Here is a 26,758-nt window from a genome sequence, read left to right as displayed (position 1 = left end):
GCCGCATGCCGAGTGGACCTTCTGGCCGCTGGAGGGCGTGCGCGGCCGCGCTGGGGTCGCCGGTGTCGAAGCCGGGGCCATGGCCCAGGGATCGGATGACGAGCGGCTTGTGTTGGGTCTGCTCGATCAGGGCGCCATCGCGCTCGAACGCGCCGACCTGGCGGCCGACGCGGTCGAGGCCGAGACTCTGCGGCGCGCCGACCGCTTCCGTTCCGCCCTGCTCAATTCGATCAGCCATGATCTGCGCACCCCGCTGTCGACGGTGCTGGGCGCCTCCAGCACCCTGACCGAGTACGGCGACAAGATGGAGCCGGCCGTCCGCGCCGACCTGATGGTCAGCATTCGCGAGGAAGCCGAACGGCTCAACCGCTATGTCGCCAATTTGCTGGACATGACCCGTCTGGAGGGCGGGGCGCTGCGCCTGCGCACCGACTGGATCGATGTGCGCGACGTGCTGGGCGCGGCGGCCGAACGTGTCGCCCGCCGCCTGGGCGGCCGACCGCTGACGCGTGATTTTCCGCCTGAGCTCAGCCTGGTTCGCGCCGACGCCAGCCTGCTGGAGCAGGTGGTCGTCAACATCCTGGAGAACGCCATCGCCTACAGTCCGCCCGGCGCCCAGATCGAGATGGCGGCCTATGAGGACCGCGGCAACATCGTCATCAGCATCGAGGACGAGGGCCGGGGCATCCCGCCCGCCGAACTTGAGCGCGTGTTCGAGAAGTTCCGCCGCATGGACGAACCGACCGATCGCACCGGGGGGGTCGGTCTTGGCCTGTCGATCGCTAAGGGTTTCGTCGACGCCATGAACGGCCGCATCGCCGCGGCCAGTCCCATCCACGACGGCAAGGGTACGCGCATCCTGATCAGCCTGCCCAAGGCGGTCCATACCCCCAAGGATCTTCTGTGAGCTCCATGCGTCAACGCATCCTCATCATCGACGACGAACCGCAAATCCACCGCTTCCTGGGACCGGCCTTGGCGGCGGCCGGCTACGATCCTCTGCGCGCCGATGACGGCAACGCCGGCCTTCGCGCCATCGCCGTCCTGTCGCCCGACGCCGTGGTCCTGGACCTGGGCTTGCCCGACATCGACGGCAAGGAGGTGCTGGCCCGCGCCAGGGCGTTCTACGACGGCCCGATCCTGATCCTGTCGGCCAGGGATCGGGAGATCGAAAAGATCGCCACCCTGGATGGCGGCGCCAACGACTATATCGAAAAGCCCTTCAGCATCGGCGAGTTCCTGGCCAGGCTTCGCGCCGCCTTGCGCCAACGGGGCGCGGTGACGCCCAGCGGCGTCCATCGAGCCGGTGATGTCGAGATCGATCTGGACAAGCGGCTGGTCCGCAAAGCCGGCGAGATCGTCAAGCTTTCGCCGCGCGAATACGACGTGCTCGCGCGGCTGGCTCAGGGACAGGGCAAGGTCCTCACCCACAAGGAGCTGCTGGTCTCGGTCTGGGGGCCGGCGCACATGCAGGACACCCAGTACCTGCGGGTCTTCATTGGCCAGGTCAGGCAGAAGCTGGAGGCTGATCCGGCCCACCCCAAGATCATCCTGACCGAGGCCGGGGTGGGATACCGGTTCCTGAGCGAATAACGCAGCAGGGCCATGGTCGGATAAAATCCATATCGATCCCTTATGCGCCGCGGCTCTAAAATCATCGCGTTCAATCTGCGTCCCGGAGCTTTTCCCATGGCGACCAGCACCCTCAACGTCACCGGCCAGCGTGGCCGCCGCGATGCGCCAGCCGCGCCGGGCGGCGCGGCTTCAAGCTTGCTGGGCTATGGCGTCGCCCTATTGGCCGTCGCGGGCGCCGCCCTGGTCGCTTTCCTGGCCGAGCATCTTGTCACCGCGCCGAACCTGGCGCTGATCTTCGTCATCCCGGTTCTGGGCGTGGCCTTCCTCCATGGCTGGCGGGCCTCCGCCCTGGCCGCCGTGGCCTCGGTGCTGACCTACGACTACCTGTTTGTTCCCCCATTCTTTTCGCTGCGCGTGGGCTCGCCGTCCGACCTGTGGGCCTTGCTGCTTCTTGTCCTGGTCGCGGCGATCGCCAGCGCCGTCGCGGCCTCGTCGCGTCGTCAGGCTGTCAGAGCGTCCGAGGAAATCGCTCGGACCGAAGCCTTGCGGGGCCTCGCCCACAGCGTGATTGAAGGCGCGCCGAGCGCGGCGGTGATCGTCGCGGCCAGCCAGGCCCTCGGGCGCATCTTCCAGGCGCCGGCGGTGGTCCTGCTCGAGCGGGACGGCGATCTGGGTCCCAAGGCTCAGGCGGAGGGCGCGGTGTTGTCGAGCCACGACAAGGAAGCCGCGCGCTGGGCCTTGGCCCAGGGCTTGGCCACGCGGGCGGGGGCTTTCCCATTTGATGCGGCGACCTATGAATTCTGGCCAGTGCGGGTCCCCGGCGGCCACGGCGCGGTTCTGGGCGTCGGGCCATCCTCGCGGCGGGACGGACGGCTGCCGGAGGCCGAACGCTACCTCGAGTTGGTCGGCGGCTATCTGGTGGTCGGCCTGTCCAAGCGTCGCGACTGAGAACTTCCAGCCGTGCAGCTGCAAGGAGTCTATACCGAGCTTGTCACGCCGTTCATCGATGGGCGCCTTGATGAGGCCGCTGTTGTCGCACTGATCGAACGGCAACTGGCGGCCCACGTGGCTGGCATTGTCGTGGCCTCGGGCGCGGCGGGCGAGGGCGCGACCTTGCACGATGGGGAATTGGAAACGCTCCTTGAATTGGCCGTCCGTGTCGTCGATGGCCGGGTTAGCGTCCTGTCCGGGGCGTCCTCCAATTCCACGAGCAAGGCCGCGGCGCTGGCGCGCCGCGCCGAAGCCATCGGCGTGGACGCGGTGATCGTCAGCGCGCCCTGGTACAATCGGCCCAGCCAGGCCGGCGTCCAGCAGCACTTCGAGCATGTCGCAGCATCGGTCTCCTGCCCGATCCTCGTCGGGGATGCGCCCTCGCGGACGGGCATCAATCTTCAGATGGAGACGCTGGTCGCGATCTCCCGTCTAAACACCGTGGTCGGGATCGTCGATGGCTCGGGGGACATGGCGAGGGCCAGCGTCATCCGGCGGGCCTGTTCGCATTGGTCGTTGTTGTCGGGCCATGAGCTCTCGAGCCTGGGCTGCCTTGCGCACGGCGCGTCGGGTCTCGTCTCGCTGACGGCGAACCTCACGCCCGACGCCGCCGTCGCCATGTGCCGGGCCGGCATTTGCGGCTCGCGCGTGGAGGCTGAGCGCCTGCAAGGGCTGCTGTTCGATCTGCAGAGCGCCATGAGCCAGGATCCGGCCGCGGTCAAATGGGCGCTTGCGCGTCTGGGTTACTGCGGCTCCGAGGTTCGATTGCCGATCGCGCCCTGGCCACAACAGGATGAAGGGTTGGGCGGACTCTTGACGATGATGAATATCGCATAGGCCCGCGTCCCGGGCGTCCCGCTATCGTGAGGCGACTTTAGATGCCGACCTGAACGCCCGCTCCACCACCCTTGCTCGGCGCAAATCGTGTTCCCGGAGCTGGCCCAAGGACGCCTATTGGCGCCGCCCTACGCGGCGGCTTCGGCCACCAAGACGGGTTGGCCATCCTTGAAAGCGGGAAAGGTCAGGCGGGCATGCAGGCCTTCGCCGCGCCAGTCCATTTGCGCCTTGCCGCCCAACTGCCGCTCGATGACCGCCTTGATCATGGTCGAGCCGTAACCCGCCGTACGCTCGGCGCGCGGCGAAGGTCCGCCGGTCTCCTGCCAATCGATACAGATGGCTTGGACTTGCCGGTCATAAGTCCAGTCGATCCTGAGACGTCCTTCGGCGCTGGACATCGCGCCGTAGGCGTTGGCGTTGGCCATCAACTCATGCAGCACGATGGCCAGGGGCTGGACGGTGGTCGCCGAGACCTGCAAAGCCTCGCCCCCCATGACGATGGACTGGCGAGAGCCTGGTTGAATGACCCTGTCGACAAGCTCGCTCAAGGCCACCGGACGCCAACCCTGTTCCGCCAGGATCGTATGGGCGTCGGCCAAAACCTGAACCCGGCCACGGACGGCTTGGGCGAATTGCTTGGCGTCGTCGGCTTTGGTCAGGCGGGTGATGGCCTGAACCAGGGCCAGGACATTCATGGCGCGATGATCCACCTCGCGCATCAGCCGGTGCTCGGCGCGTTCGAGTTCGTCGACCCGGTGACGTTCGCTGACATCCAGCTGTGAGCCGAAAAAGTAGAGAAGCTTGCCGGCGTCGTCGTGGATTGGGCTGATCCAGATCTGGTTCCAGAAGGTCGAACCGTCCCTACGGTAGTTGAGCAGCTCGACGGAGGCCTCCTCGCCGGCGGCGATCGCGGCGTCAAGGGCGCGGACGCCGGCCGGATCGGTCTGTGGCCCTTGAAGGAAACGGCAATTGCTTCCGATCACATCGCGCGCCGTGAAGCCGCAGAGATTCAGGAAAGCCTGGTTGGCCAGAACGATCGGGTTGTCGGCTTGACGAGGGTCGGTGACGATCATCGGCATGCGCGTGCGCTCCAGCGCAATCAGGGCCAATTCACGGCGATCGCCCAGCCCCTGCGGGCTGGCCGCCGTGGCGGCGTCGCCGTGGAGACCTTTGGACGGCGGAGCAATCTCGGTCACGGGCAACCTCGGATGGGATGGATTGCAGCAACGCTCCGCGCCGACGCCGGTTCACTCGATCCCTTGGGTCCTCTTCGAATGTTCTACGCTTGCTGATGGGTCGGCTAGTCGACGATTGAGGCCTATAAGAAAAATTGCGTTCCGCCAGGCGGATGCGAAGCAAGATTGAGAGTTCTCGACCAAGTATGCTTTATGGCATCCTTCGGATGCGCCCCGGCGGTGTAGGTTCCGGGCGTAAGTATCAAGCGGCGGCTGTGGTCGCGCTGAAGGGACGATTGATGGCGCTGGTGAAGACGACGACCTTGGCGACGCGCGCCAAGGGAGCCAAGAAGTCGGTCTCCGAACCCCCGACGCCGGTCAAGCGCCCGCCCGTTCGCAAGACCGGCACGCGTCGCCAGAACGCCGGGGAGCGGATCAGCGCGGCGACGCTCGAACTGGCCGGCGGCCTGACCGAGGCGTCCAGCGCGGTCGAGGAGCTGCGGCGGGCTCTGGCGCAGATCGCCAGCGGTGCGGAAGAGGCGGCGGGGGCGGCGCACGAGTCGCTCGCGGCGGTCACTCAGATGAGCGCCTCGTTCGCTCAGGCGCGCGCTCAGGCCGAGGCTTCGCGGCATCGCACCGAGAGCCTGCAGACCCTCCTGGTCGAGACGGCCGCGGCGATCGACGGATCGGTGAAGGCCGTGGCGGTCAGCGCCAAGCGCCAGCTCGCTGGCGTCGGCGTGATCGAAGCTCTGGAAAGCCACGCCGCTCGAATCGGTGAGATCACCAAGAGCGTGGCCGACATCGCCGACCAGACCAATCTGCTGGCGCTGAACGCCGCCATCGAGGCCGCTCGGGCAGGGGACGACGGACGTGGGTTCGCCGTGGTGGCCGATGAGGTCCGCGCCTTGGCCGAGACGTCGGACAAGCGTTCTCAGGACGTGCGGGGCCTGGCCGATAGGATCGCCGCGACCGTGCGCGACGCCGCCAATCGGTTGCGCGAGGCCGCGGCGACTGCGGAGGCCGAGGCGGCCGCCGCAGCTCAGGTTGGTGAAACCCTCGCGGTGGTCCGCCGTGAAATCAAGATCCTGGGCGAGAGCAGCCAAGCCATCCTGATCGCCGCCGTCGAGGCCGTCAGCGCGGCCGACGAGACCCGGCGCGGTGCGGAAAGCGTTTCGAGCGCCGCCGAGGAGCAGGCCTCGGCCGCAGCCGAGGCTCAGCGCGCGGTGCAGCAGCAGGGGCAGTCGCTGGAGCAGAGCCAGGTGGCCGCCGATTCCCTGGCCGAGACGATCGAGATGCTGACCGGCGGGGGCGGCGGCGCGGCCGCCGCCGAGGAAGCGGCGGCCGCCGCCGAGGAGCTGTCGGCCACGGTGCAGGAGTTGTCGGGCGCGGCCGGCGAGATCCTGGTGGCGATCGACCAGATCAGCCGGGGCGCCCAGATTCAGGCGGCCGCCACCCAGCAAGCCAGCACGGCCATGGCCCAGATCGAGAAGTCCGCGCGCCTGTCCAGCGACAACGCCACGGCCAGCGCCGAGCGCGTGGCCGCGATGCAGGCGCTGTTGACGACCAGTCGCGAAGCGGTAAGCCGCCTGGCGGCCGGGGTGGAGACGTCCGTCGATGAGAACACTGCCGTTCTGGTGACGATCGATGAGCTGGAAGCCCTGGCCGGCGCGATCGGCAAGATCGTCGACGGGCTGGGCCTGGTGGCCGTCCAGACCACCATGCTGGCGACCAGCGGCGCGGTGGAAGCCGCGCGGGCCGGAGAGGCGGGGCGCGGTTTCGCCGTGGTGTCCGGCGACATCCGCACCCTGGCCCACGACGCCTCGCACAATGCCGACACGGTCAAGGACCTGGTCAGCGCCATCGTCGGCCAGATCGCCAAGGTGCGACGCGAGGTCGATCAGATCACCGGCCAGGCGGTTGTCGAACTGGACAAGAACCGGATCATCGAGGAGCGACTGGCTCAGGTGGTGGCCGAGACCATCACCCTGAAGGCCGGGGCGGACGATATCGCCAAGGGTGCGGGCGACATCCTCTCGGCCAGCGCCCAGGTGATGTCCGGGGTCACTCAGATCGCCGCCGCCGCCGAGGAAGCCGGCAGCGCCGCGGTTCAGGCCGCCACCGCGGCGCGCCAGCAGTCACAGAGCGCTGAAGATCTGGCGGCGGCGATCGAGGAAATCGCGCTTCTGGCCAACGAGTTGCAGCAAGCCGCGGAAGCCTAGAATGGCCTCCGTCGAGACCCATCAGCGGTTGACGGTCAGGGCCGGGCAGGCTCGCGTCGCCATGGCCGCGTCCGGGGTCGCCGAGGTGATCCGCGCGCCACGCATCACCCGTATGCCGCATGGACCGCCGGGCCTGATCGGCGTCACGCACCTGCGCGGCGCGATCCTGCCCGTGGTGTCGCTGAGCCAGCTTCTGGGCGAGGAGGCGACCACGGACGCGACCCGGGTTGTCGTCCTGCGCCGCGATCAGCCGCTCGGCCTGGCGGTCGACTCGGTCGAGGCGCTGAAGGCGGCGAGCGCCGACGAAGCCGCGCCCCAGCACGGACGCCTCATGCTCGATGACGCGGACGGCGCGCGCTGGTTCGACCTGGACGCCGTGCTCGACGAGCGGTTCGCGGCCTTCCGCACCGCTCGGCGGACCCCGGAACGCGAGGTGGCCAAGGCCGTCGAGGCGAGGGCCGTCGAAGACCTGGCCTTTCTCAGCTTTAGCCTGGCGGGGCAGGCCTACGCCCTGCCGCTGGAAGCGGTGGCCGAGGTGATGACCGTGCCTGGCGCTATCGCCGCATTGCCGCACACCGAGGGGGTGCTGCTGGGTGTCTTCGAACTGCGCGGCGACGTCCTGCCGGTCGTCTCGCTGCGTGCCCTGCTGGGTTTGGCCGAACGCCCGGTGCGGGGCGACGAGCGGGTTGTGGTGGTGCTGATCGGCGGCCATCGTCTGGCGCTGGTCGTGGACCGGGTCAGCACGATCCTGCGCGCCGTTCGCGGTGCGGTCGGCCCCGCGCCCAGCCTGTTCAATCGCGGTGCGGGCGAGGCGCGGATCGATTCCGTGCTGCGGCTGCCCGACGGCAGGGGCTTGATTTCGATCCTGTCGCCGGAGCGGGTGCTGGCCGATGAACGAGTCTCACAGTTGCTCGCCGAAACCACCGACAAGGAAACCGCCATGGCTGGCACGACGTCCTCGGCGGCGCGCGAGCGCTTCCTGGTGATCCACCTTGGCGAAGAGCGTTACGGCCTGCCGATCGCAGCGGTCGACGAGGTGGTGGCTTTGCCTGAGACCCTGACGCGCCTGCCGCGGGCCCCGGCCTATGTGAAGGGCGTCATGAACCTGCGCGGCAGCGTGATCCCCGTGATCGACCAGCGCCAGCGCTTCTCGGTGGCCGGCGGCCAGGCCGAGGGCGTTCCCCGCGTCGTGGTCGTCACCCTGGGACGATTGCAGGCCGGGTTCGCGGTCGACGCGGTGTCGCGCATCCTGGAGATCGAGGCCGAAGACCTGATGCCGGCGCCGGAACTCTCCGACGGCGAGGCTCGTTTGTTCGACCGGGCCGCGCGTGTCGAGCGCGAAGGGGATGTCATCTTGCTCATCGATCCGAAAGCCTTGCTCGATCGCGCCGAGGCCGACCTTCTGCGCGACCTGACGGCGGAGCCGCACGCCTCGTGACCAAATTGCTGGTCGTCGACGATTCCGCCCTGATGCGCCGGGTGCTTGGCGAGGTTTTCCAGAACGAAGACGGGTTCGAGGTGGCGTTCGCGCGCGACGGCGTCGAAGCCTTGCAACTAATGCACGCCTTCAAGCCGGACGTGATCACCCTAGACGTCCAGATGCCGCGCATGGACGGACTGGCCTGCCTGGATAGGATCATGGTCGAGCGGCCCTGTCCGGTTGTGATGGTCTCATCCCAGACAGCCGAGGGGGCGGACGCCACGCTGGAGGCCCTGGAGCTCGGCGCGGTCGATTTCGTGACCAAGCCTGGTGGCGTGGTGTCGCTGGCGATCGACGACTTCGGACCTTTGCTGGCCGACAAGGTCCGTTCGGCGGCGGTGTCGCGCGTGCGGCGCACGCATCGCTTGGCCGAGCGGCTGCGGGCGCGGCGGGAAGCGCTGACCGCGCCCAAACCGCCGCCCGCCTCCAAGGCCGCGCAAACCTGGCGGCCGGCCCCGGCGGGCAGTCCGCCCGGCCTGGTGATCATCGGCACGTCCACCGGCGGACCGCCGGCCCTGGACGCCGTGCTGTCGGAAATCCCCGCCGACTTCCCTTGGCCCATCCTGGTCGCCCAGCACATGCCCGCGGCGTTCACCGCCTCGCTGGCGCGACGGCTGGACGGCCTTTGCCCCTTGCGGGTCATCGAGGTGACGCGGCTCACGCCCCTGGTGGCGGGCTGCATCTTCATCGCGCGCGGCGACGCCGACATGACCGTCAGTCTGCGGGCGACAGGACCCGTGGCATTGTCGGCTCCCTCGAGCCCCGAGCATCGCTGGCATCCCAGCGTCGATCGCCTGGTCGCCAGCGCCGCCGCCTGCCTGCCGCCCGAGCGGTTGATCGGCGTGCTGATGACCGGCATGGGCAATGACGGCGCCCGGACTATGGCGGCCCTTCGCGCCGCCGGTGGGCGCACGATCGCCGAGTCCGAGGAGACCGCCGTGGTCTGGGGCATGCCAGGCGAGCTGGTGAAGGCCGGCGGCGCCGACCATGTGCTCCCCGTCGAGGCCATCGCCGGCCGGATCATCGACCTGGTCACGGCCGCATGAGCCGTTCGGCTCTCCCCCAGAACGCGCACCTGAACGCCGACGACCTGCAGCGCCTGTGTGAGTATCTGTATCGGCAGACGGGCATGCTGTTTGGCGAGACCAAGCGCTACTACATCGAGCGCCGCCTGGCCGATCGGATGGAGGCGACGGGAACGCCCAGCTTCGGACTCTATTTCGGCGTCCTGCGCGCCGATCCCGAGGAGCGTCAGCGACTGATCAACGCCTTCACGGTCAACGAGACCTACTTCTATCGCGAAGAGCACCAGCTGGCTTGCCTGAGCCGGTCGCTGCTGCCGGACTTGATCACCACGCGAAGCCCAGGCGATAAGATCAGGATCTGGTCGGCGCCGTGCTCGACGGGCGAGGAAGCCTATTCGATCGCGATCTGGCTGCTTGAGCACTGGCGCATGGTCGACGCCTACAATGTCGAGATCGTCGGTTCGGACATCGACACGCGCGCGTTGGAGGCCGCCCATCAAGGTCTCTACGGCGAGCGGGCCTTGTCACGCCTGCCCGCCGATGTGGTCGAGGCCTATTTCGAGTCCGCGCACCGCCATCGCCGGCAGATCATCAGCGACCTGCGGGAGTCGGTGACCTTTACCCAGGCCAACCTCGTGGACGCGCCCAGCCTGGCCGGGCAGGGGATGTTCGACGTCATCTTCTGCCGCAACGTGCTGATCTATTTCGACGACGAGTCCCGGCTGGTCGCGGCGGGCAACCTCTATGACCGGCTGACGCCCGGCGGTTATCTCTGCCTTGGACATACCGAGTCCATGAGCCGCATCAGCGACCGATTCCTGGTGCGTCGCTTCGAGGACGCGATCGTCTATCAACGGCCGGCGGACGCCGCATGACCGACGAGCTGATGGTCCAGTTCCTGATCGAGGGGCGCGAGCTGGTCGCGGTCGCCGAGCATGATCTCAGCGTTCTGGCGCGTCGCCCCGAGGATCCGGCGGCGCTGGACAGCTGTTTCCGAGCGATCCACACGCTGAAGGGCTCTACGGGGCTGTTCGACCTGACGCCGATGGGCCTGATGCTGCACGCGGCGGAAGACCTGCTCTCGCTGTTGCGGGCGGAGCGGACGGGCGGGGCCGAGGACTTCGAGGCCCTGCTGGGCGTGGTGGACCAGGTCGACCGTTGGCTGGACGCCCTGGAGCGGACCGGCCTCCTGCCGTCGGACGCCGAGGCGATCGGCGCAGACGAGGCGCGGCGCCTGCGCGAGCTGATCGCGTCCGACGACGGGCCGGCCGTGGAAACGGGCATAGCGCCGCCGAGCACCTGGCGCGTTCCCGCCGAGTTCCAGGGCCTGGGGGCCCTGGCCATCCGCTACGTCCCGCGGGCGGACAGCTATTTCTCGGGCGACGATCCCGTCGCGATCATCGCGGCCACGCCGGGCCTGGCCGGGATCCAGCTTTCCCCGCGCGAGCCCTGGGGCGCGCTCGACGACTATGACCCCTACGCCTGCAACCTGGTCATCGAAGCGGTGTCCACGGCGGGTCGCGCGGAGATCGAGGCCGCGCTCCGCTTCGTCGCCGACCAGGTCGAGATCATTGAGCTCGAGGCTTTCGAGCCGGCCGCCAGGGGCGAGGGCGAGAGGGCTCGGCGCACGCTGCGGATCGACGCCGAACGCATCGATCGGTTGGCCAACATCGCCGACGACCTGGTTGTCGCCAAGAATGGGTTGGCCGACCTTGCCCTACAGGCCGAGCAGCTGGCGGGGGGGCAGGTCTTGAGTCAGGCGCTGAAAGCGCGTCAGGCCCAGCTCGACCGTCTGGTCGGCGACCTACACGCCACCGTCGGCAAGGTCCGGTTGGTGCCGCTGGGCGCGATGTTCGCCCGCTTCCCCCGTCTCGTCCGGGAAATCGCCCGCTCGCTGGGCAAGGCCGTGACGCTGGAAACCTCCGGCGGCGAGGTCGAGGTCGACAAGGCCATCGTCGATGGTCTGTTCGAACCGCTGGTGCACGTGTTGCGCAACGCCCTGGATCACGGCGTGGAGTCGGCGAGTCAGCGGCGAGCCGGCGGCAAATCCGAGGTGGCCGCTATTCGCCTGTCAGCGCGGGCGGAGGCGGATCAGGTGATGATCGAGGTCGCCGACGACGGCGCCGGGATCGACCCCGCCCGCGTGCGCGATGTCGCTGTGCGTCGGGGAATCCTGACCCGAGAAGCGGCCGACGCCCTCGACGACCGCGCCGCCGTCGATCTGGTCTTCACCCCGGGTTTTTCCACCGCCGCTGAGGTCAGCGCCGTGTCGGGCCGCGGCGTGGGCATGGATGTCGTCCGCGACGCCGCGACCCGGCTCGGCGGCAAGGCGACCATCGAGAGCCGCTCTGGACAGGGCACGACGGTCCGCTTCGTCCTGCCGGTGACCATGGTGCTCACCAAGGTGATGATCGTGACCTGCGGCGCCGAGCGCTACGGCCTGGCCCTGGATACGGTCGTCGAGACCGCCCGTGTCTCGGCCGACCGGATCGTGCCGGTAAGGGCCGGCCGCGCCTTTCTGCTGCGCGACCAGGTCACGCCCCTGGTCGATCTCGGTGTCCTGGTGGGCGCGGCGGCGGGCGAGGCGAAGGCGGCGGAACGTGTGATCGTGGCGCGCGTGCAAGATGAACTGGTCGGCTTCGCGGTCGATGCGATCATCGACCGCATGGACGCGGCGGTTCGGCCGATGAGCGGATTGTTGGCCGGCGCCCCCGGTGTGTTGGGCACGACCCTGTTGTCCGACGGCGCCGTTCTGATGATCCTCGACCTGGCGGAGTTGATTCTATGACGGTCATTCGCGATGGCGAGATCGTGCGCTTGGTCGGCCTATGTCGGGTAGAGGACGCAGAGCCGCTAACCGCTTTGCTACAAGGCGGTTCGGACTCAACGCTCGACCTGTCGGCGTGCGAGGGTCTACATGCGGCCGTGCTCCAGGCGATCCTGGCGTTTCGCCCCACTATCGTAGGGATTCCCGACGACGCCTTCCTACGCGAGCGTCTGCTGCCCGCCATGGTTGGCGAGCGACAGACCTGAGCGGCCAAGCTATAATTTTCCGTCACGCCGGAGCGACGACGGACCAACCGGAGAAATGTTTCATGGCGACGACGGTCCTCATCGTCGATGACAGCAAGCTGGCTCGTATCGTCCTGGGTAAGGCGATCGCAGCCCTGCAGCCGGATTGGATGCGCCTGGAGGCCAGTAACGCCGACGAAGCGGTCGCGATCGTCGACGCGCAGGGCGTGGACGTCGCCGTGCTCGACTACAACATGCCAGGGCGCGACGGCCTGGCCCTGGCCGAGGACCTGCGCGCGCGTTTCCCAACCATGCCGATCGCCGTCGCCACCGCCAACGTACAGGACGAGATCATCGCTCGGGCCCGCGCGGCCAATGCGACGTTCATTCCCAAGCCGGTCACCGAGGATGGCATGCGCGGCTTCCTCTCGGGCGCCGCGCTGCGCTTGAAGTCGGCCGGCCAATGACGGGGCATGCCATCCTGCTTGAGGAACTTGAGCGGGACGCCTTGACCGAACTGGTCAATATCGGCGTCAGCCGCGCCGCGGCCAATCTGCGTAAGATGGTCGGCGAACAGGTGCTGCTGTCTGTCCCGTCCGTCGAGGTCGTGACGCGGGAAGGCGCGACCGTTCTGATCCGGGAGCGCGAAGCCGGCGAACTGGTCGCCGTGCGTCAGGATTTCGAAGGTGTGTTCTCCGGGCGCGCCCTTCTGATCTTTCCGAAGTCCAACAGCATGGCCTTGGTGCATGCCGTCACGGGCGGGGCGCTATCGGCGGAAGACGCGGCCGACATGGAGAGCGAGGCGTTGGCCGAAACCGGCAACGTCGTCCTCAACAGCTGCCTGGCCACCATGGCCAACATGCTGCAGCAGCCGTTGACGATGTCGCTGCCGGAGGTGATCCGCGGCGACGGCCTGTCGCTGTTCGACATGTCGCCGTCCACCGCCGATGGCGGGGTGGTGCTGTTCCTCTATATCAACTTCGCCATCAACGACCGAGACATCCGGGGCTACATCGCCATGTTGATGGATCTTCCGTCGCTGCAGGCTCTGAAGACCCTGATCGCCGAGTTCATCGAACGGGTCGTGGGCGACGTTGTCTAGGCATGGGAAAAGCGGCCGTGCCTGAACCTATTGCCAAGCTCGAGGTTGGTCCTGGGTCATGACCGAAGTCGACGATCTCGCCGAGCAGCTGAAAATCAGCCGCCAGGCGCTTGCCGAGGCCAATGAACGCCTGCGGGTTGTGCAGGGGATCGCGGGCGCGGCCGGCGCCTGGGAATGGAACATCGCGTCCGGGCAGCTGGTCGCGGACGCACGGTTCGCGGATCTCTACAAGCTCGATCCCGTGGCGGCGGCTCAGGGCCTCCCATCGTCCGCCTTCTTCGGGCCGGTGCATGAGGACGACCGCCTGCGATTGAGGATCGCGGTCGCCGGAGCCTTGCATGGAGCGGAGGTCTTCGCGCGCGACTACCGTCTGGTTCACGACGGCGTGGTTCATTGGGTCTCGGCGCGGGGGCGGACCTATCTGGACGCGGATGAGAAGCCGGTTCGGTTCTCGGGGGTCCTAGCCGACATCACCGACCAGAAACGGGTCGAGGAGCAGCTTCGCGTCGCTCAGACCGCGGGGGGCGTGGGCTCGTTCGAATATCTCAGCGGCTACGGCACGGCCACTGTGTCGGAACAGTTCTGCCATCTGCTGGGCTTGCAGCCCGCCGCCAGCCTGCCGGTTCGCACCATCAACGCCGTGGTCCACCCGGATGACCCGTCCATCATCCAGGGGCGGGATGGACAACACGCCTCCGGTCCCGCCTTCCACGAGTTTCGCATCCTGCGCGCGGACAATGGCCAGGAGCGCTGGCTGGCGTCGCGCGGCGAATATCGCCCCAGCACCGCCGGTGGTGTCAGCTTCATCGGGGTGATCTACGACATCACCACCACCAAGCGGTCCGAGGAACAGTTACGCGAGCTGACCGAAACGCTCGAGGTTCGTGTCGAGGCGCGGACGCAAGAGCGGGATCGGGTGTGGAACCTCTCGCGAGACCTGCTGCACGTCATCGGGCCCGACGGCCTCTATCGCGCCGTCAATCCCGCCTGGAAGACCCTGCTCGGCTACGACTCCGAGGAATTGGTCGGCGCGAAGGCGGGCAGTCTTGTCCATCCAGACGACCGCCAGGTCGCCTTGGAGCGTTTCGCGACGCTGACGCGCGGCGACGCCATTAGCGATTTCGACTGCCGCATGCGGACCAAGGACGGCGCATACCTGTGGATCAACTGGACGGCCATGCCGGAGGGCGACGCGATCTATGGCATCGGCCGCGACGTGACCCAACGCAAGCTGCTCGAAGACCAGTTGCGCCAGAGCCAGAAGATGGAGGCCGTGGGCCAACTGACCGGCGGGCTGGCGCACGACTTCAACAACATGCTGACCGGCATCCTGGGCGGCATCGACATGGTGCGCCGGCGGTTGGCGGAAGGTCGTCTCGCGGACGTCGAGCGCTTCCTGGACGCGGCGATGCAGTCCGGGCAGCGGGCGGCCGCCCTAACCCATCGCCTTCTGGCCTTCTCGCGCCGCCAGACCTTGGACAACCGTCCGCTGGACGTCGGAACGCTGGCCAATTCGATGGCCGATCTGCTGCTGCGCACCTTGGGCGAGCAGGTCGCGCTGACCATCGACATGGCCGCCGACCTTTGGCCCGCCGTGGCGGACGACAATCAGCTGGAAAGCGCCATCCTGAACCTGGCGATCAACGCCCGCGACGCCATGCCCGACGGCGGCCAGTTGACGATCCTGGGTCGCAACGTCCACCTTTCGGACCGGGAACTGACCGACAGTGATCGCGCCGAGGCCGGCGACTATGTCGAGATCAGCGTCACCGACACGGGCACGGGCATGTCCCCCGAAGTCCTGGCCAAGGTGTTCGACCCCTTCTACACGACCAAGCCGCTGGGAGAGGGCACGGGCCTTGGTCTGTCGATGATCTACGGCTTCGTCCAGCAATCGCGCGGCCACGTCGTCATCGACAGCGAAGAGGGTCGTGGCACGACGATCCGGCTGTTCCTGCCGCGGCACGCCGGCGTCCTCGAGGACGTGATCGTCTCCGATGAGACGAGCGCGCCGACCGGGACCGGTGAAACGGTCCTGGTCATCGAGGACGATCCCTCCGTTCGCCTGCTGGTGATGCAGGTGCTGGATGAGCTCGGCTACCAGGCGATTGAAACCGCCGACGGCCGCCAGGCCGTGCCGATCCTCCAATCCTCGCGTCATCTGGATCTATTGATCAGCGACGTCGGCCTGCCGGGACTTAACGGCCGTCAACTCGCCGAGATCGCACGCGAGCAACGCCCGGGCCTGCCGATTCTGTTCATGACCGGCTACGCCAAGCAGGCGGCCGACCAGGCGGAGTTCCTGGACGGCGGCATGGAGATCATCAGCAAGCCATTCGCGATCGAGCAGCTTGGTCGCCGCATCGGCGAGATCCTGCGGCGGCGTTCGTAAATTCCAATTGGTCGACCATCTGAGCCGCGGCCCAACACGTCTGGCGAGCGGTATTGGTCCGTTTCGGCTTGTCTCGTCGTGCCAAAGGGGGCTCTGCAGGCGCCTGCGCCACGTCTGTGGGAGGTGGTGCGGGCGGCCGGAATCGAACCGGCATAGCCTTGCGGCTGACGGATTTTCGTACCACTTCGGCTTTCGCCGCCGTCCCGATGCCCGGGTCGTTCGTGGTCTGGACTATCCCTTCACCGTGCTCCGAAGGTCGGAGGTTAGGTGCTGCCCGTCTAGTCTCTACACCTTCCCCCAGAGGAGGCTTGGCTCGGGATCGCCATCTGACAGGGTTCCCCGAATTTGAGCAGTTCTACGTCCCGGATTTCCCCGGGCGCACTCAATCCTTGGCTTAAGTCCGTTGCGTCTACCAGTTCCGCCACGCCCGCCTAAACCGAGCCGAGCTATAGTCGGCTAGGTCTTGGCCGTCGAGGCCTTCGAGCGCGCGCGCGACAGGCCTTGGCGGGCCGCTGTGTTGGCCAAGCGGTCGGGCGAGGCGCTGGTCTTGCGGACATTGATCGCCGAGGCGTCGATCCGGTTCTTGCCGAGGCTGGGCGTTCGCGGCGCCCTTGCGGCTCGACGTTCGCCGGGCGCGTGATAGCGTCACCGTTCTCAAATGTCCGGGGACGGGGGATCGTGATCATGCAGCTTAGACTGGCCGCTCTGGCTTTCGCGGCGGCGGCCTGCGCCGCGCCCTTGGCTCACGCGGCGGACGTGGAGGTGGTGCGCGCCGCGCGGCTGCTCGACGTGGCCACGGGTAAGTATCTCGACAATCCTCAGGTGGTGGTCACCGACGGGCGGATCACGGCGGTGGGCAAGGCGGGCGACGCGGTTCCGGCTGGGGCCACGCTGGTCGACCTGCCGGGCGCGACCCTGCTGCCGGGCCTGATCGACATGCACGTTCACCTCGACAGCCTCGCCGAGATCGGCGGCTACAACAGCCTGCAATACAGCGACGCCTTCTGGAGCGTGGTGCAGACCCGCAACGCCAAGGTCACCCTGGAGGCGGGCTTCACCACCGTGCGCAATGTCGGCTCGGCCCAGTTCGACGACGTGGGCCTGCGCGAGGCGATCGACGAGGGTTACGTCCCCGGCCCCCGCATCGTCAGCGCCGCCTACGCCATCGGCGCGACGGGCGGCCACTGCGACTCGACCTTCTTCCCGCCGTCGATGGACGAGAAGAGCCCCTACACCGTCGACAGCCCCGACGAGGGCCGCAAGCGCGTGCGGGAGTTGAAGAAGTACGGCGCGCGGGTGATCAAGATCTGCGCCACCGGCGGGGTGTTCTCGCGCGGCAATGAGCCGGGCCAGCAACAGCTGTCCCTGGCCGAGATGCAGGCGATTGTCGACGAGGCCCACATGGCCGGCCTGAAGGTCGCCGCCCACGCGCACGGCGCTCCGGGCATCCGGGACGCGGTGCGGGCCGGGGTCGACACCATCGAGCACGCCAGCCTGGTCGACGACGAGGGCATCAAGCTGGCCGTCCAGAAGGGCGCCTACTTCTCGATGGACATCTACAACACCGACTACACCCAGGCCGAGGGCGCCAGGAACGGCGTGCTTGAGGACAATCTGCGCAAGGACCGCGACATCGGCGAGGTGCAGCGGGAGAACTTCCGCAAGGCTTTGAAGGCCGGGGTGAAGATGGTCTACGGCACCGACGCGGGGGTCTATCCGCACGGCCAGAACGCCAAGCAGTTCGCGGTCATGGTCCGCTATGGCGCGACGCCGCTGCAGGCGATCCAGTCCGCGACGATCACCGCCGCCGCCGCCCTGGGCCAGGAGAAGGACGTCGGCCAGGTCGCCGTCGGCCGCTATGGCGACATGATCGCCGTGGCCGGCGACCCGCTGGGCGACGTCACGACCCTGGAAAAACCGGTGTTCGTGATGAAGGGCGGGGCGGTGGTGAAGCGGCCGTAAGCGGCCCGCTCTCGCCAAATGCAGCGCCAGCGCCTAAATGCTGCCGCTCCATAACGTCCGAGCCCGCCCGTGATCACCTTTCAAGACGTCTCCAAGACCTATGCCGGCGCCGGTGGCCGCGCCGCCCTGACCGGCGTCAGCCTGTCGGTGGGCCCCGGCGAGGTGTTCGGGGTGATCGGGGCGTCGGGTGCGGGCAAGTCGACCCTGATCCGGCTGATCAACGGTCTGGAAAAGCCTTCGGGCGGGAAGGTCGTGATCGACGGCGACGACGTGGCGGCCCTGGGCGTGGAAGGGCTGCGGTCCCTGCGCCGCCGGGTCGGGATGATCTTCCAGCACTTCAACCTGCTGTCGTCCAAGACGGTGGCGGGCAATGTCGCCTTCCCGCTGAAGCTGGCCGGCAGGCCGGACGCCGAGGTCAAGGCGCGCACCGCCGAACTGCTGGCGCGGGTGGGATTGAGCGACTTCGCGAACAAATATCCGGCCCAGCTGTCGGGCGGCCAGAAGCAGCGGGTCGGCATCGCCCGCGCCCTGGCCACCGGTCCCAAGGTGCTGTTGTGCGACGAAGCCACCAGCGCCCTGGATCCGGAGACCACCGAGCAGATCCTGGACCTGGTCTCGGGCCTCAACCGCGAACTGGGCCTGACCATCGTTCTGATCACCCACGAGATGGACGTGGTGCGCCGCGTCTGCGACCGGGTGGCGGTGCTGGAGGGCGGCAAGGTGGTCGAGACCGGCGCGGTCGAGGAGGTGTTCCTGCACCCGGCCAGCGACACGGCCCGGCGGTTCGTGATGGAGGCCGACGGCGTTCCGGGCGAGGCCGGGGCGGCTGTCGACGGCCGCGTGGTGCGCCTGACCTTCCGCGGCGAGGCGACCTACAAGCCGATCCTGGGCGCGGTGGCCCGTGAAACCGGCGTCGACTATTCGATCCTGGGCGGCCGCATCCATCGCCTGCGCGAGACCCCCTACGGCCAACTGACCCTGTCGCTGACCGGCGGCGACGTCGAGGCGGCGATCGCGCGCTTCAAGGCCGACGGCGTTCGGGTGGACCTGATCTCGGAGGCGGGCCGATGAGCGCCTTCATGGAAAACATCGACTGGTCGGAGATCGGCCAGGCGACGCTGGACACCCTGTCCATGCTGGGCGGCTCGATGGTGCTGACCGTGGTGCTGGGTCTGCCGCTGGGCGTGATCCTGTTCCTGACCGGCAAGGGCCAGATGCTGCAGAACCGCGCGGCCAACGGCGTGCTGTCGCTGGTGATCAACATCCTGCGCTCGGTGCCTTTCGTGATCCTGCTGATCGTGATGATCCCATTGACCGTGACGCTGGTGGGCACCTCGCTGGGCGTGCCGGGGGCGATCCCGCCGCTGGTGGTCGGCGCGGCGCCGTTCTTCGCCCGCCTGGTCGAGACCGCGCTGCGCGAGGTGGACAAGGGCGTGATCGAGGCCAGCTTCGCCATGGGCGCCAAGCGCCGGCAGGTAGTGCTGGGCGCGCTGCTGCCGGAAGCCATGCCGGGCCTGATCGCCGCGGCGACGGTCACCGCCATTGCCCTGGTGTCCTATACCGCCATGGCCGGCGTGGTCGGCGCGGGCGGGCTGGGCGACCTGGCCATCCGCTTCGGCTACCAGCGCTTCCAGACCGACGTGATGGTGGTCACGGTGGTGCTGTTGCTGGTGCTGGTCCAGGCGCTGCAGATGGTCGGCGACGCGGTGGTGCGTCGCGTTTCGCACCGCTAGAACGATCCCATGACCGACGACATCCCCATCCTGTCCGCCCCGCCGCCCGAGCACTGGGACGAAAGCTTCGCCCAGGGCCTGGTCGGCAAGATCATGCTGGTGAACCTGACCTTCCTGACCGCCGACGGCGAACTAGAGGGGCGTGAAGCCTTCCACGGCGTGGTGATCACCGCCGATGCGGAGGAGGGGATCCTGCTCGACCTGCTGGGCCCCCAGGACGGCGACACCACGACCTTGCCGCCCCAGACCTCGAACATCACGGTCGCCGCGCCGGGCCTCTATCCGCTGACCGGCGGCGAGACGGTCGAGAACCCCGACTTCCTGTCGAGCTGGACCATCGCCGGGCCCGAAGAGCCGGCGAACGACGAGGAGTAGGCCTAGGCCTGATCGAACGGGAACGGCAGCCGCCCCGCCTTGAACAGGATCACCGGGTTCTCGTCGTAGTCGCCCATCTCGACGTCGGCCGAGGCGGCGAAGGCCACGACGCCTTCGCGCAGCGGGGCCAGGCGCTCGGCCTTGCGGCGGGCTTCCTCGGCGTCCTTGCAGCCGACCTGCTGCTCGGCCTTCAGGCCCTTGCCGCGGCCGGCCTTGTAGGCTTGGACGATGTAGACGGTTTCTCTGGCCATTCCCATCCAGGCGACCTGTTCGGCCTCAGGGTCAACATGCCAGGTCGAAATGATCCAAGACTCTGCCCGCCGGTTCAGGAAAACTGATTTCCGATCCAGCCGAAACCGGGCAATACCCTACCCGCTAATCGCCTTAACGGAGCCGTTCATGGTCGCCCGCCGCGCCCTTCTCGTCAGCCTCGCCGTCCTCAGCCTCGCGGCTTGCGGCAAGAAGCCCGCCGCCAGCGCCGGCGACACCCTGACGGTCGCCGCCACGGCCATCCCGCACGCCGAGGTGCTGGAGTTCATCAAGCCGAAGCTGGCGGCCGAAGGCCTGAAGATCGAGATCAAGGTCTTCAACGACTACGTCCAGCCTAATATCCAGGTCGCCGAGAAGCGCATGGACGTCAGCTATTTCGAGACCCTGCCGTACCTGGAGACGTTCAACGCCGACAAGGGCACAAACCTGGTGCCGGTGATCGGCGTGCACATCGAACCGATCGGGGCCTATTCCAGCCGCTACAAGTCCGTGGACGAGCTGCCGCAAGGCGCGACGGTGGCCATCCCCAACGACGCCAGCACCGAAGACCGCGCCCTGCGGCTCTTGGCGCGGGGCAACGTCATTGGGCTGGATACGAGCAAGAGCGGGCTGAGCCTCAAGGACATCGCCAGCAACCCCAAGGGCCTGAAGTTCAAGGAACTGGAGGGCGCGACCCTGCCGCGCACCCTGGGCCAGGTCGACCTGGCGGTGATCAACACCAACTACGCGCTGGACGCCAAGCTGGACCCGTCCAAGGACGCTCTGCTGATCGAGGACAAGAACAGCCCCTATGTGAACTATCTGGTCAGCCGTCCGGACAACAAGGACGACCCGCGGGTCCAGAAGCTGGCCAAGGCCCTGACCTCGCCCGAGGTGAAGGCGTTCATCGAGCAGAAGTACGCCGGCGCGGTGGTGCCGGCGTTCTAGGCCGCAGCGGCTTCCGGCGTCAGGGCGCCGCCCCGGTCCACGCGCAGCAGCAGGGGCTGGTCCTGACCGCTGGCGGGATCGATCAGCGAGATCATCACCGGCAGCGCCTTCATCACCGCGATGGAGGCGCCCGACGGCGTGAAGACCGCCTGCTCGGGATAACGCTCCTGGATCAGGGCGTTGAGGCGCCGCACGGCGTCGGCGTCGGTGACCTCGGTGACCGTGGCGGCCAACGACAGGCCGCGCGGGCCGGCCTCGTCAGACTCGTGATGACCGATGGCGATGGAGACGCGCGGATCGTGAGCCGTGTTGGCCAGCTTCTGGCTGGCGCGGTTGATCACGAAATACAGGACCAGTCCATCGTAGACATAGCCGACCATGGTCGTCTGCGGCCAACCGTCGGCGCGCAGGGTGGCCACGGCCATGATCCGGTTTTCGGCGAGGATGCTCTGAACTCTGCGTCCCAGCATTTCGGTGTTCGTTTCTATCCGGTCCATGACGGCTCCTAGACCGCCGACTGGGCTTCTGCGGCGACGACGGCGATCTGGTTGTGGATGATCGACACGATCGTGCCGGGGTGAGCACTGGCGACCTGCACGCGCGCCTTGAGTTGAGCGCCTAGCGCCTCGACGATGCTGGTGCCCAGGCCGGGTTCGACCTTGACGTCGGTCGGGATGCCGATCCCGTCATCGCTGATCGACAGCGTCCAGTTCGGACCATGGGCGCGGTAGCCGACCATGATCTTGCCGCCCTTCTGGTCGGGAAAGGCGTGCTTGAGGGCGTTGATCACCAGTTCGGTGACGATCAGGCCAAGGCTGACCGACACGTCCGCGTCGACGACGCTGTCATCGATGTCGACGTCGAGCGAGATCTCCTCCTGGTCATGGATCATCGAGGCGCCGATGCTCTGGCAAAGCTGGGTGAAGTAGTCGCGCAGCGCCACCGTTCCCTGGCGCGACGCCGCCAGTTGCCGTTGCAGGGCGGCGATCGACAGCACCCGGCTGTGGGCGTCGTGCAGATAGAGGCGGGTCTCGTCGGACTGCACCTTGCGGGCGCTTTGCAGGATGACGCTGGCGATGATCTGCAAGCTGTTGGCGACCCGGTGATGGACCTCCTGCAGCAGGACGGCCTTTTCGCGCAGCAGGTCATCCTTGAGCTTGGCGGCCAGGCGCGCGTCGGTGACGTCGGCCGCGGCCAGCAGCAGTCGGACAGGGGCGTCGATTCCATAGACCAGCTTCTGGGCGTTGATCACCAGCCGGCGCGGTTCGGCGCCGGGGACGGCCAGGTCCATCTCATAGGCCTCGACCACGACGCCGCCGGACAGGGTGGCGGTCAGCAGGGACCGCAGCCGCTTGGCGTTCCATTCCCCCTTGCCCAGTTGAAAGACTTCCACCCCTTCCGCCGCGTCCGGGTCGATGTGGAAGGATTGGCAGAACGAGTCGCTGGCTGCGACGACGGTCAGATCGCCGTCCAGCAGCAGCAACGGCGCGGTGGATGACGCCACAACGGCCAGGGCCAGGTTCAGGGAAGGATCGGAAGACGGACTTCGGGCAGCCATGGCTGTCCCTTCACGTGACCGGAGGCTCGCGAAGCGAAAGCCGTACCCGTCTTATCCAGGAAAATGAGAAACGCCCATTACTTGGACTTTGATTGGAAATCTTAGCACAACTAAGGCTCGGCCGGGTCAATAATCGGGTCTTCGAGATTTTGAGGCCGAACATGCGCCGCCAAGATTGTGCGACCCTGGGGCGATTGATCTGGCGCCGTCTAAAATTTCACAGTACATATCAGAACTACCCCTTTCGCGGAGCCCCGCCTTGCGACAGTTCCTGGCCCCTGACGACGCCTTGGCCACCGCCCAGACCTCTGGGGGACGCGATCGGATGCTGGTGCTGGACATCTGTTCGTCCTCGGGGCTGGAGGACTGGTCTCCCGATCTGCAGAAGGCCAAGGTCTACGAGCGCATCCTGCTGGACCTGATCCTGGGCCGTCTGGCCCCGGGCGCGCGCCTGGACGAGCAGTCGTTGGCCGCCCGCTACGACGCCGGCCTGGCCGGGGTGCGCGACGCCCTGGGGCGGCTGGCGCTTGAAGGATTGGTGATCCGCCGCGCCCGCTCGGGCACCACGGTCGCGCCGCTGGACCTGGTCGAGCTGCGCCAGGGCTATGACGCCCGCGCCCTGATCGAACCGCATTGTGCGGGTCTGGCCGCCAAGCACGCCAGCAAGGCCGAGGCCGCCGCCATCCGCGCGGCCTTCGACGGCGGCGAGCAGGCCGCCCGCGAGCGCAACCTGCCGGCCCTGGTGGCCATGGACCAACGCTTCCACGCCGCCGTGGCCCGCGCCGGCGGCAACCTGGCCCTGGCCCGCATCCTGATCCCCCTGCAGCACAAGGCCGCCCGCTACTGGGTGTTCTCGTTCGGCGCGGCCACCGAGGCCGAGCTGATCTCCGACGTCGAGCAGCACCGCGCCGTGGCCGACGTGATCGCCACCGGCGACGTCGAGGGCGCCAAGCTGGCCATGATGCGGGTGCTCAACGTCATGCCCGAGGCGACCCGGCCGATGATCGAGGGCTGAGCGGAGGCGGCGTAGCCCGCCTTCCGATTTCCTAATCCCACCCTCAATATAATTTCCTCTGAAATGTTACATAACGTTTTGACGAACGTTGCGTAACATCGCATTGGCTAGCGCCACCGCCGCTCCCTCGGCGGCTCTGGAGCTTTCGCGATGACGATCCGCGCCTTCCTGCTGGCCTCCGCCATGACCTTCAGCGTCTTCGCGTCGGGAGAGGCAGGCGCTCAGGACGCGACCCAGGCGGAGGCCGTCGATGAAGTGATTGTCCTGGCCCGCGACAAGGCCGGCCTGCTGGAGAAGCAGCCCAGCACCACGGTGTTCGGTCTGGAGAAGTCGCTGCTGGAGACCCCGCGCTCGGCCAGCTTCGTCAGCGACACCACGCTGGAGCGGTTCGGCATCGAGACCATCGACGGGCTGACGGCGGTGTCGCCGGGAACCTACACCGCCAGCTTCTACGGCGTGCCGGGCGCGCTCAATATCCGCGGCACCTTGGCCGAGAACTATTTCCGCGGCTTCAAGCGGGTCGAGAACCGCGGCACCTATTCCACCCCGATCGGCGGCGCGGCCCAGATCGAGATCGTGCGCGGTCCGCCCACGCCGATCTACGGCGCGGGCAAGGTCGGCGGCATGCTGAACTTCATCCCCAAGTCGGCGCGCGACGAGGGCCGGTTCCTGACCGACCCCAAGGACGAGATCTCCGCCACCTTCGGCGCTTACGACAAGAAGAACCTGACCGGCCAGGTCGCCCTGCCGGTCAGGCTGGGAACGGCCGACGGCGGGGTCTACGCCTATGGCGAGGTCGACGACTCCAAGAGCTTCTATCGGGGCTTGCAGCCCAAGCGCCAACTGGCGGAGGTGTCGGTCGATTTCGACCTGAACAACGGTTGGACCACGGCCTTCGGCGGCATGATCTATCACGCGACCGGCGACATCCAGACCCCGGGCTGGAACCGCCTGACCCAGGACCTGATCGACCACCAGACCTACATCACCGGCCGCGACACGACCCTGGTCGACGCCGACGGCAACGGCCGCCTGACCCCGGGCGAGGTGGGCTTCTACCCGTTCGGCAGCGCCCTCTACATCCCGTACTACGGCTTCCCCGCCACCGACGCTAACCACACGCTGGACACCGGCGTGGGAACCACGAAGCTGGATCCTCGCACCGTCTATGTCAGCACGGCCGATTTCTCGAAAACCTGGACCAACACGCTCTACGCCGACCTGGCCAAGCGGTTCGACGACGACAGCGTGCTGAAGCTGCAGCTGTTCTATGATGACCAGGAAAACAAGCGCTTCGTCTCGTACGGCTATCCGGCCTGGTTCGACAGTTCGGTCTGGGAGGCGCGGGCCAGCTACGCCTTCAAGCGCCAGTTCGGGGCGGTCGACGCTGAGACCATCCTCGGCGCCGGCTATCGAGCGTTCGACGGCCGTCGGCGCGAGAGCTTCAACAGCGGCATGATCGCCATCGATCGCCGCGACATCAGCCACGGCGCGACGGCCACCGACATCATCGACAGTCCGTTCAGCACCGAGCCGGCCGGCGTCCAGGGCCTGGAATGGGAGAACGACAACAAGAGCACATGGAGCCAGACCGGCCTGTTCTTCATCAGCGACGTCAAGTTCGGCCGGCGCCTGACCCTGACCCTGGGCGGCCGCTACGATTGGTATGACGTGGCCGCCGAGGACAGCGGCTTCCTGCCGTTCACCGTCGCCGGCCGCCAGACCGACGATCGGGGCAAGGGAACCTACAGCGCCAGCCTGACCTACCAGACCCCCGTGGGGCTGATGCCCTACATCAGCTACGCCAAGGCCTCGGCCCTGGAGGTCAGCCAGGCCGGCGACGTCGCCCCAAGCCTGGTCGCCGACGGCTCGTGGCTGTCGGACAGCGACCTGGCCGAGGCGGGCGTGAAGTTCCAGTTGCTGCGCGGGACGCTGGTCGGTTCGCTGGCCGGCTATCGCCAGAACCGCACCCAGCTGTCGGGCCTGACCCCGGTGGTGCAGGGCACGCGGGCCAGGGGCGTGGAGCTGGAGGTCCGCTGGCTGGCGTCGGAGCATCTGAGCTTCACGGCCACCGGCAACGCCCAGCACACCACGGTGAAGGGGCCGGACCAATCGTTCCAGTACATCCCGGCCTATACGGCGGGCGTGCCCGGCGCGCAGGGCTATGGCGGCAGCTACGTGGTCTGGACCTTCAACACCCTGCCCGGGCGCGCCGGCGACTATGACTACACCCTGATCCCCAAGTCGGTGGTCAGCCTCTACGGCGCCTACACCAGCGACGCGTACGATTGGGGTTCGGTCGGCGCGACGCTGGGGGTCACCCACGTGACCAAGACCTCGGGCACGGTGCAGAACGCGGTGACCTATCCTGCCTATGCCCTGGTCAACGCCTCGGCCTATCTGGCGCGAGGGCCGTACACCGCCGAACTCAACATCGATAACCTGTTCGACACGCTCTATTTCACCCCGGACGCCGACACCTATGCCAATCTGGGGGCCCTGCCCGGCAAGGGGCGGGAATGGCGCGTGACCTTGAAGCGGACGTTCTGATGACCGAGCTGTCGATTTCCAGCGCCTCCATCCCCTGGCGCCCGTGGCTCCTGGTCGGTGTCTTCAGCCTGCTGCTGTTCCTGATCACGGCGGCCACCTATTCGTCGCTCGGCGTGGTGATCCCGGCCATGGTCCCGGCGCTGGGCTGGAGCTGGGAGCACGCCTTCCTGGGCTTCACGATCCTGGGCGTGTGCACCGGCCTGTCGTCCTGGCTGCCGGCTATCCTGATCCGCAGGATCGGGGTGCGCGGGACGATCCTGGCGGGCGTGGCCGTGATGGCCGGCGGGCTGGCCTGCCTGTCGCGGGTCCACGCCCTGCCGATCTATTTCCTGGGCACGGCCCTGTGCGGGATCGGCTTCCAGATGGCGGCCCTGATCCCCGGCACCCACGTGCTGTCGGCGATCTTCAAGGAACGGGCCCTGCCGTTCGGGATCTATTTCACCTTCGGCGCCCTGGGCGGGGTGGCCGGGCCGTGGATGGTGGTCAGCGTCCTCACCGCGACCCACGACGACTGGCGGCTCTACTGGGCGCTGCAGGCGGCGGCCGTGGGCCTGGTGGGCC

24 protein-coding genes and 1 pseudogene are annotated in these 26,758 nt (G+C 67.7%); 21 read left to right on the top strand and 4 right to left on the bottom strand.

The window, feature by feature from the left end:
- From WAL33_RS00685 to dapA, 4 genes are all read left to right on the top strand, one after another.
- The coding region (locus WAL33_RS00685) for a sensor histidine kinase (RefSeq protein ID WP_422177499.1) at positions 1 to 907 on the top strand (907 nt) is incomplete at its 5' end.
- 5 nt (positions 908 to 912) lie between these two features.
- Positions 913 to 1,593, top strand: coding sequence for a winged helix-turn-helix domain-containing protein (locus WAL33_RS00680; RefSeq protein ID WP_422177497.1), 681 nt, complete (start codon positions 913 to 915; stop codon positions 1,591 to 1,593).
- A gap of 96 nt (positions 1,594 to 1,689) precedes the next feature.
- On the top strand, positions 1,690 to 2,523 hold the full coding sequence (locus tag WAL33_RS00675; RefSeq protein ID WP_422177495.1) for a DUF4118 domain-containing protein: 834 nt from the start codon (positions 1,690 to 1,692) through the stop codon (positions 2,521 to 2,523).
- Between the two features lie 12 nt (positions 2,524 to 2,535).
- Positions 2,536 to 3,402, top strand: a complete 867-nt coding sequence (gene dapA, locus WAL33_RS00670; RefSeq protein WP_422177493.1) for a 4-hydroxy-tetrahydrodipicolinate synthase — start codon at positions 2,536 to 2,538, stop codon at positions 3,400 to 3,402.
- 128 nt (positions 3,403 to 3,530) lie between these two features.
- Here dapA and WAL33_RS00665 read toward each other — a convergent pair whose 3' ends face one another.
- Positions 3,531 to 4,598 carry a PAS domain-containing protein gene (locus WAL33_RS00665; protein ID WP_422177491.1) on the bottom strand — a complete coding sequence of 356 codons (1,068 nt, stop codon included), beginning with the start codon at positions 4,596 to 4,598 and terminating at the stop codon, positions 3,531 to 3,533.
- 278 nt (positions 4,599 to 4,876) lie between these two features.
- On the opposite strand from WAL33_RS00665, the gene WAL33_RS00660 reads away from it, so the two are divergent.
- From WAL33_RS00660 to WAL33_RS00600, 13 genes are all read left to right on the top strand, one after another.
- Positions 4,877 to 6,796: a methyl-accepting chemotaxis protein gene (locus WAL33_RS00660; RefSeq protein WP_422177489.1), complete on the top strand. Its 1,920-nt coding sequence runs from the start codon at positions 4,877 to 4,879 to the stop codon at positions 6,794 to 6,796.
- Between the two features lies 1 nt (position 6,797).
- On the top strand, positions 6,798 to 8,234 hold the full coding sequence (locus WAL33_RS00655) for a chemotaxis protein CheW (protein ID WP_422177487.1): 1,437 nt from the start codon (positions 6,798 to 6,800) through the stop codon (positions 8,232 to 8,234).
- Positions 8,231 to 9,322 (top strand): protein-glutamate methylesterase/protein-glutamine glutaminase, encoded by a 1,092-nt coding sequence (locus tag WAL33_RS00650; RefSeq protein WP_422177485.1) that lies wholly within the window; start codon positions 8,231 to 8,233, stop codon positions 9,320 to 9,322. The genes WAL33_RS00655 and WAL33_RS00650 overlap by 4 nt, the downstream gene beginning before the upstream one ends.
- Complete coding sequence (locus WAL33_RS00645) at positions 9,319 to 10,176, top strand: CheR family methyltransferase (RefSeq protein WP_422177483.1); 858 nt, start codon at positions 9,319 to 9,321, stop codon at positions 10,174 to 10,176. Before WAL33_RS00650 ends, WAL33_RS00645 begins: the two co-directional genes overlap by 4 nt.
- Positions 10,173 to 12,089 (top strand): chemotaxis protein CheA, encoded by a 1,917-nt coding sequence (locus WAL33_RS00640; protein ID WP_422177481.1) that lies wholly within the window; start codon positions 10,173 to 10,175, stop codon positions 12,087 to 12,089. The genes WAL33_RS00645 and WAL33_RS00640 overlap by 4 nt, the downstream gene beginning before the upstream one ends.
- Positions 12,086 to 12,334: a hypothetical protein gene (locus WAL33_RS00635; RefSeq protein WP_422177479.1), complete on the top strand. Its 249-nt coding sequence runs from the start codon at positions 12,086 to 12,088 to the stop codon at positions 12,332 to 12,334. Before WAL33_RS00640 ends, WAL33_RS00635 begins: the two co-directional genes overlap by 4 nt.
- Before the next feature lie 62 nt (positions 12,335 to 12,396).
- Positions 12,397 to 12,780 (top strand): response regulator transcription factor, encoded by a 384-nt coding sequence (locus WAL33_RS00630; protein ID WP_422177477.1) that lies wholly within the window; start codon positions 12,397 to 12,399, stop codon positions 12,778 to 12,780.
- A complete protein-coding gene (locus tag WAL33_RS00625) occupies positions 12,777 to 13,415 on the top strand; it encodes a chemotaxis protein CheX (RefSeq protein ID WP_422177475.1) in 639 nt (212 codons plus the stop codon). The genes WAL33_RS00630 and WAL33_RS00625 overlap by 4 nt, the downstream gene beginning before the upstream one ends.
- A gap of 58 nt (positions 13,416 to 13,473) precedes the next feature.
- Positions 13,474 to 15,807 (top strand): PAS domain-containing protein, encoded by a 2,334-nt coding sequence (locus tag WAL33_RS00620; protein ID WP_422177473.1) that lies wholly within the window; start codon positions 13,474 to 13,476, stop codon positions 15,805 to 15,807.
- A 684-nt stretch (positions 15,808 to 16,491) separates the two neighbouring features.
- On the top strand, positions 16,492 to 17,769 hold the full coding sequence (locus WAL33_RS00615; protein WP_422177471.1) for an amidohydrolase family protein: 1,278 nt from the start codon (positions 16,492 to 16,494) through the stop codon (positions 17,767 to 17,769).
- A 69-nt stretch (positions 17,770 to 17,838) separates the two neighbouring features.
- A complete protein-coding gene (locus tag WAL33_RS00610; RefSeq protein WP_422177469.1) occupies positions 17,839 to 18,840 on the top strand; it encodes a methionine ABC transporter ATP-binding protein in 1,002 nt (333 codons plus the stop codon).
- A complete protein-coding gene (locus WAL33_RS00605; protein ID WP_422177467.1) occupies positions 18,837 to 19,502 on the top strand; it encodes a methionine ABC transporter permease in 666 nt (221 codons plus the stop codon). Before WAL33_RS00610 ends, WAL33_RS00605 begins: the two co-directional genes overlap by 4 nt.
- Before the next feature lie 9 nt (positions 19,503 to 19,511).
- Positions 19,512 to 19,877, top strand: coding sequence for a hypothetical protein (locus WAL33_RS00600; RefSeq protein WP_422177465.1), 366 nt, complete (start codon positions 19,512 to 19,514; stop codon positions 19,875 to 19,877).
- Positions 19,878 to 19,879: 2 nt separating this feature from the next.
- Here WAL33_RS00600 and WAL33_RS00595 read toward each other — a convergent pair whose 3' ends face one another.
- Positions 19,880 to 20,128, bottom strand: a complete 249-nt coding sequence (locus WAL33_RS00595; RefSeq protein WP_085953711.1) for a hypothetical protein — start codon at positions 20,126 to 20,128, stop codon at positions 19,880 to 19,882.
- 148 nt (positions 20,129 to 20,276) lie between these two features.
- Here WAL33_RS00595 and WAL33_RS00590 point away from each other — a divergent pair, with 148 nt between their 5' ends.
- Entirely contained in the window at positions 20,277 to 21,074 is a 798-nt protein-coding gene (locus WAL33_RS00590; RefSeq protein ID WP_422177462.1) for a MetQ/NlpA family ABC transporter substrate-binding protein, read from the top strand.
- Here the strand turns inward: WAL33_RS00590 and WAL33_RS00585 are convergent.
- On the bottom strand, positions 21,071 to 21,571 hold the full coding sequence (locus tag WAL33_RS00585; protein WP_422177461.1) for a pyridoxamine 5'-phosphate oxidase family protein: 501 nt from the start codon (positions 21,569 to 21,571) through the stop codon (positions 21,071 to 21,073). The two genes, WAL33_RS00590 and WAL33_RS00585, sit on opposite strands and share 4 nt — an antisense overlap.
- Before the next feature lie 8 nt (positions 21,572 to 21,579).
- Positions 21,580 to 22,632, bottom strand: a complete 1,053-nt coding sequence (locus WAL33_RS00580) for a sensor histidine kinase (RefSeq protein ID WP_422177460.1) — start codon at positions 22,630 to 22,632, stop codon at positions 21,580 to 21,582.
- Between the two features lie 325 nt (positions 22,633 to 22,957).
- On the opposite strand from WAL33_RS00580, the gene WAL33_RS00575 reads away from it, so the two are divergent.
- The 3 genes and pseudogenes from WAL33_RS00575 to WAL33_RS00565 form a co-directional block, all read left to right on the top strand.
- A complete protein-coding gene (locus tag WAL33_RS00575) occupies positions 22,958 to 23,647 on the top strand; it encodes a GntR family transcriptional regulator (protein WP_422177501.1) in 690 nt (229 codons plus the stop codon).
- 150 nt (positions 23,648 to 23,797) lie between these two features.
- Complete coding sequence (locus tag WAL33_RS00570) at positions 23,798 to 26,197, top strand: TonB-dependent siderophore receptor (protein WP_422177458.1); 2,400 nt, start codon at positions 23,798 to 23,800, stop codon at positions 26,195 to 26,197.
- Positions 26,197 to 26,758: pseudogene (locus WAL33_RS00565) on the top strand (MFS transporter); the annotation flags it as partial. The gene WAL33_RS00570 and the pseudogene WAL33_RS00565, both read left to right, overlap by 1 nt.

It is taken from the genome of Caulobacter sp. (genome assembly GCF_049283275.1).
Lineage (GTDB): Bacteria > Pseudomonadota > Alphaproteobacteria > Caulobacterales > Caulobacteraceae > Caulobacter.
Note: the sequence above shows the minus strand (reverse complement) of the source record. Positions and strands in the feature narration are given on the sequence as shown.

What these genes read in the sequence shown, in the direction of transcription:
- WAL33_RS00675 (WP_422177495.1), top strand. Translation starts at nt 1,690, where the DNA reads ATGGCGACCAGCACCCTCAACGTCACCGGCCAGCGTGGCCGCCGCGAT.
- WAL33_RS00645 (WP_422177483.1), top strand. Translation starts at nt 9,319, where the DNA reads ATGAGCCGTTCGGCTCTCCCCCAGAACGCGCACCTGAACGCCGACGAC.
- WAL33_RS00625 (WP_422177475.1), top strand. Translation starts at nt 12,777, where the DNA reads ATGACGGGGCATGCCATCCTGCTTGAGGAACTTGAGCGGGACGCCTTG.
- WAL33_RS00660 (WP_422177489.1), top strand. Translation starts at nt 4,877, where the DNA reads ATGGCGCTGGTGAAGACGACGACCTTGGCGACGCGCGCCAAGGGAGCC.
- WAL33_RS00615 (WP_422177471.1), top strand. Translation starts at nt 16,492, where the DNA reads ATGCAGCTTAGACTGGCCGCTCTGGCTTTCGCGGCGGCGGCCTGCGCC.
- WAL33_RS00595 (WP_085953711.1), bottom strand. Translation starts at nt 20,128, where the DNA reads ATGGCCAGAGAAACCGTCTACATCGTCCAAGCCTACAAGGCCGGCCGC.
- WAL33_RS00680 (WP_422177497.1), top strand. Translation starts at nt 913, where the DNA reads ATGCGTCAACGCATCCTCATCATCGACGACGAACCGCAAATCCACCGC.
- WAL33_RS00585 (WP_422177461.1), bottom strand. Translation starts at nt 21,571, where the DNA reads ATGGACCGGATAGAAACGAACACCGAAATGCTGGGACGCAGAGTTCAG.
- WAL33_RS00590 (WP_422177462.1), top strand. Translation starts at nt 20,277, where the DNA reads ATGGTCGCCCGCCGCGCCCTTCTCGTCAGCCTCGCCGTCCTCAGCCTC.
- WAL33_RS00575 (WP_422177501.1), top strand. Translation starts at nt 22,958, where the DNA reads ATGCTGGTGCTGGACATCTGTTCGTCCTCGGGGCTGGAGGACTGGTCT.
- WAL33_RS00655 (WP_422177487.1), top strand. Translation starts at nt 6,798, where the DNA reads ATGGCCTCCGTCGAGACCCATCAGCGGTTGACGGTCAGGGCCGGGCAG.
- WAL33_RS00630 (WP_422177477.1), top strand. Translation starts at nt 12,397, where the DNA reads ATGGCGACGACGGTCCTCATCGTCGATGACAGCAAGCTGGCTCGTATC.
- WAL33_RS00600 (WP_422177465.1), top strand. Translation starts at nt 19,512, where the DNA reads ATGACCGACGACATCCCCATCCTGTCCGCCCCGCCGCCCGAGCACTGG.
- WAL33_RS00605 (WP_422177467.1), top strand. Translation starts at nt 18,837, where the DNA reads ATGAGCGCCTTCATGGAAAACATCGACTGGTCGGAGATCGGCCAGGCG.
- WAL33_RS00620 (WP_422177473.1), top strand. Translation starts at nt 13,474, where the DNA reads ATGACCGAAGTCGACGATCTCGCCGAGCAGCTGAAAATCAGCCGCCAG.
- WAL33_RS00570 (WP_422177458.1), top strand. Translation starts at nt 23,798, where the DNA reads ATGACGATCCGCGCCTTCCTGCTGGCCTCCGCCATGACCTTCAGCGTC.
- WAL33_RS00635 (WP_422177479.1), top strand. Translation starts at nt 12,086, where the DNA reads ATGACGGTCATTCGCGATGGCGAGATCGTGCGCTTGGTCGGCCTATGT.
- WAL33_RS00580 (WP_422177460.1), bottom strand. Translation starts at nt 22,632, where the DNA reads ATGGCTGCCCGAAGTCCGTCTTCCGATCCTTCCCTGAACCTGGCCCTG.
- WAL33_RS00640 (WP_422177481.1), top strand. Translation starts at nt 10,173, where the DNA reads ATGACCGACGAGCTGATGGTCCAGTTCCTGATCGAGGGGCGCGAGCTG.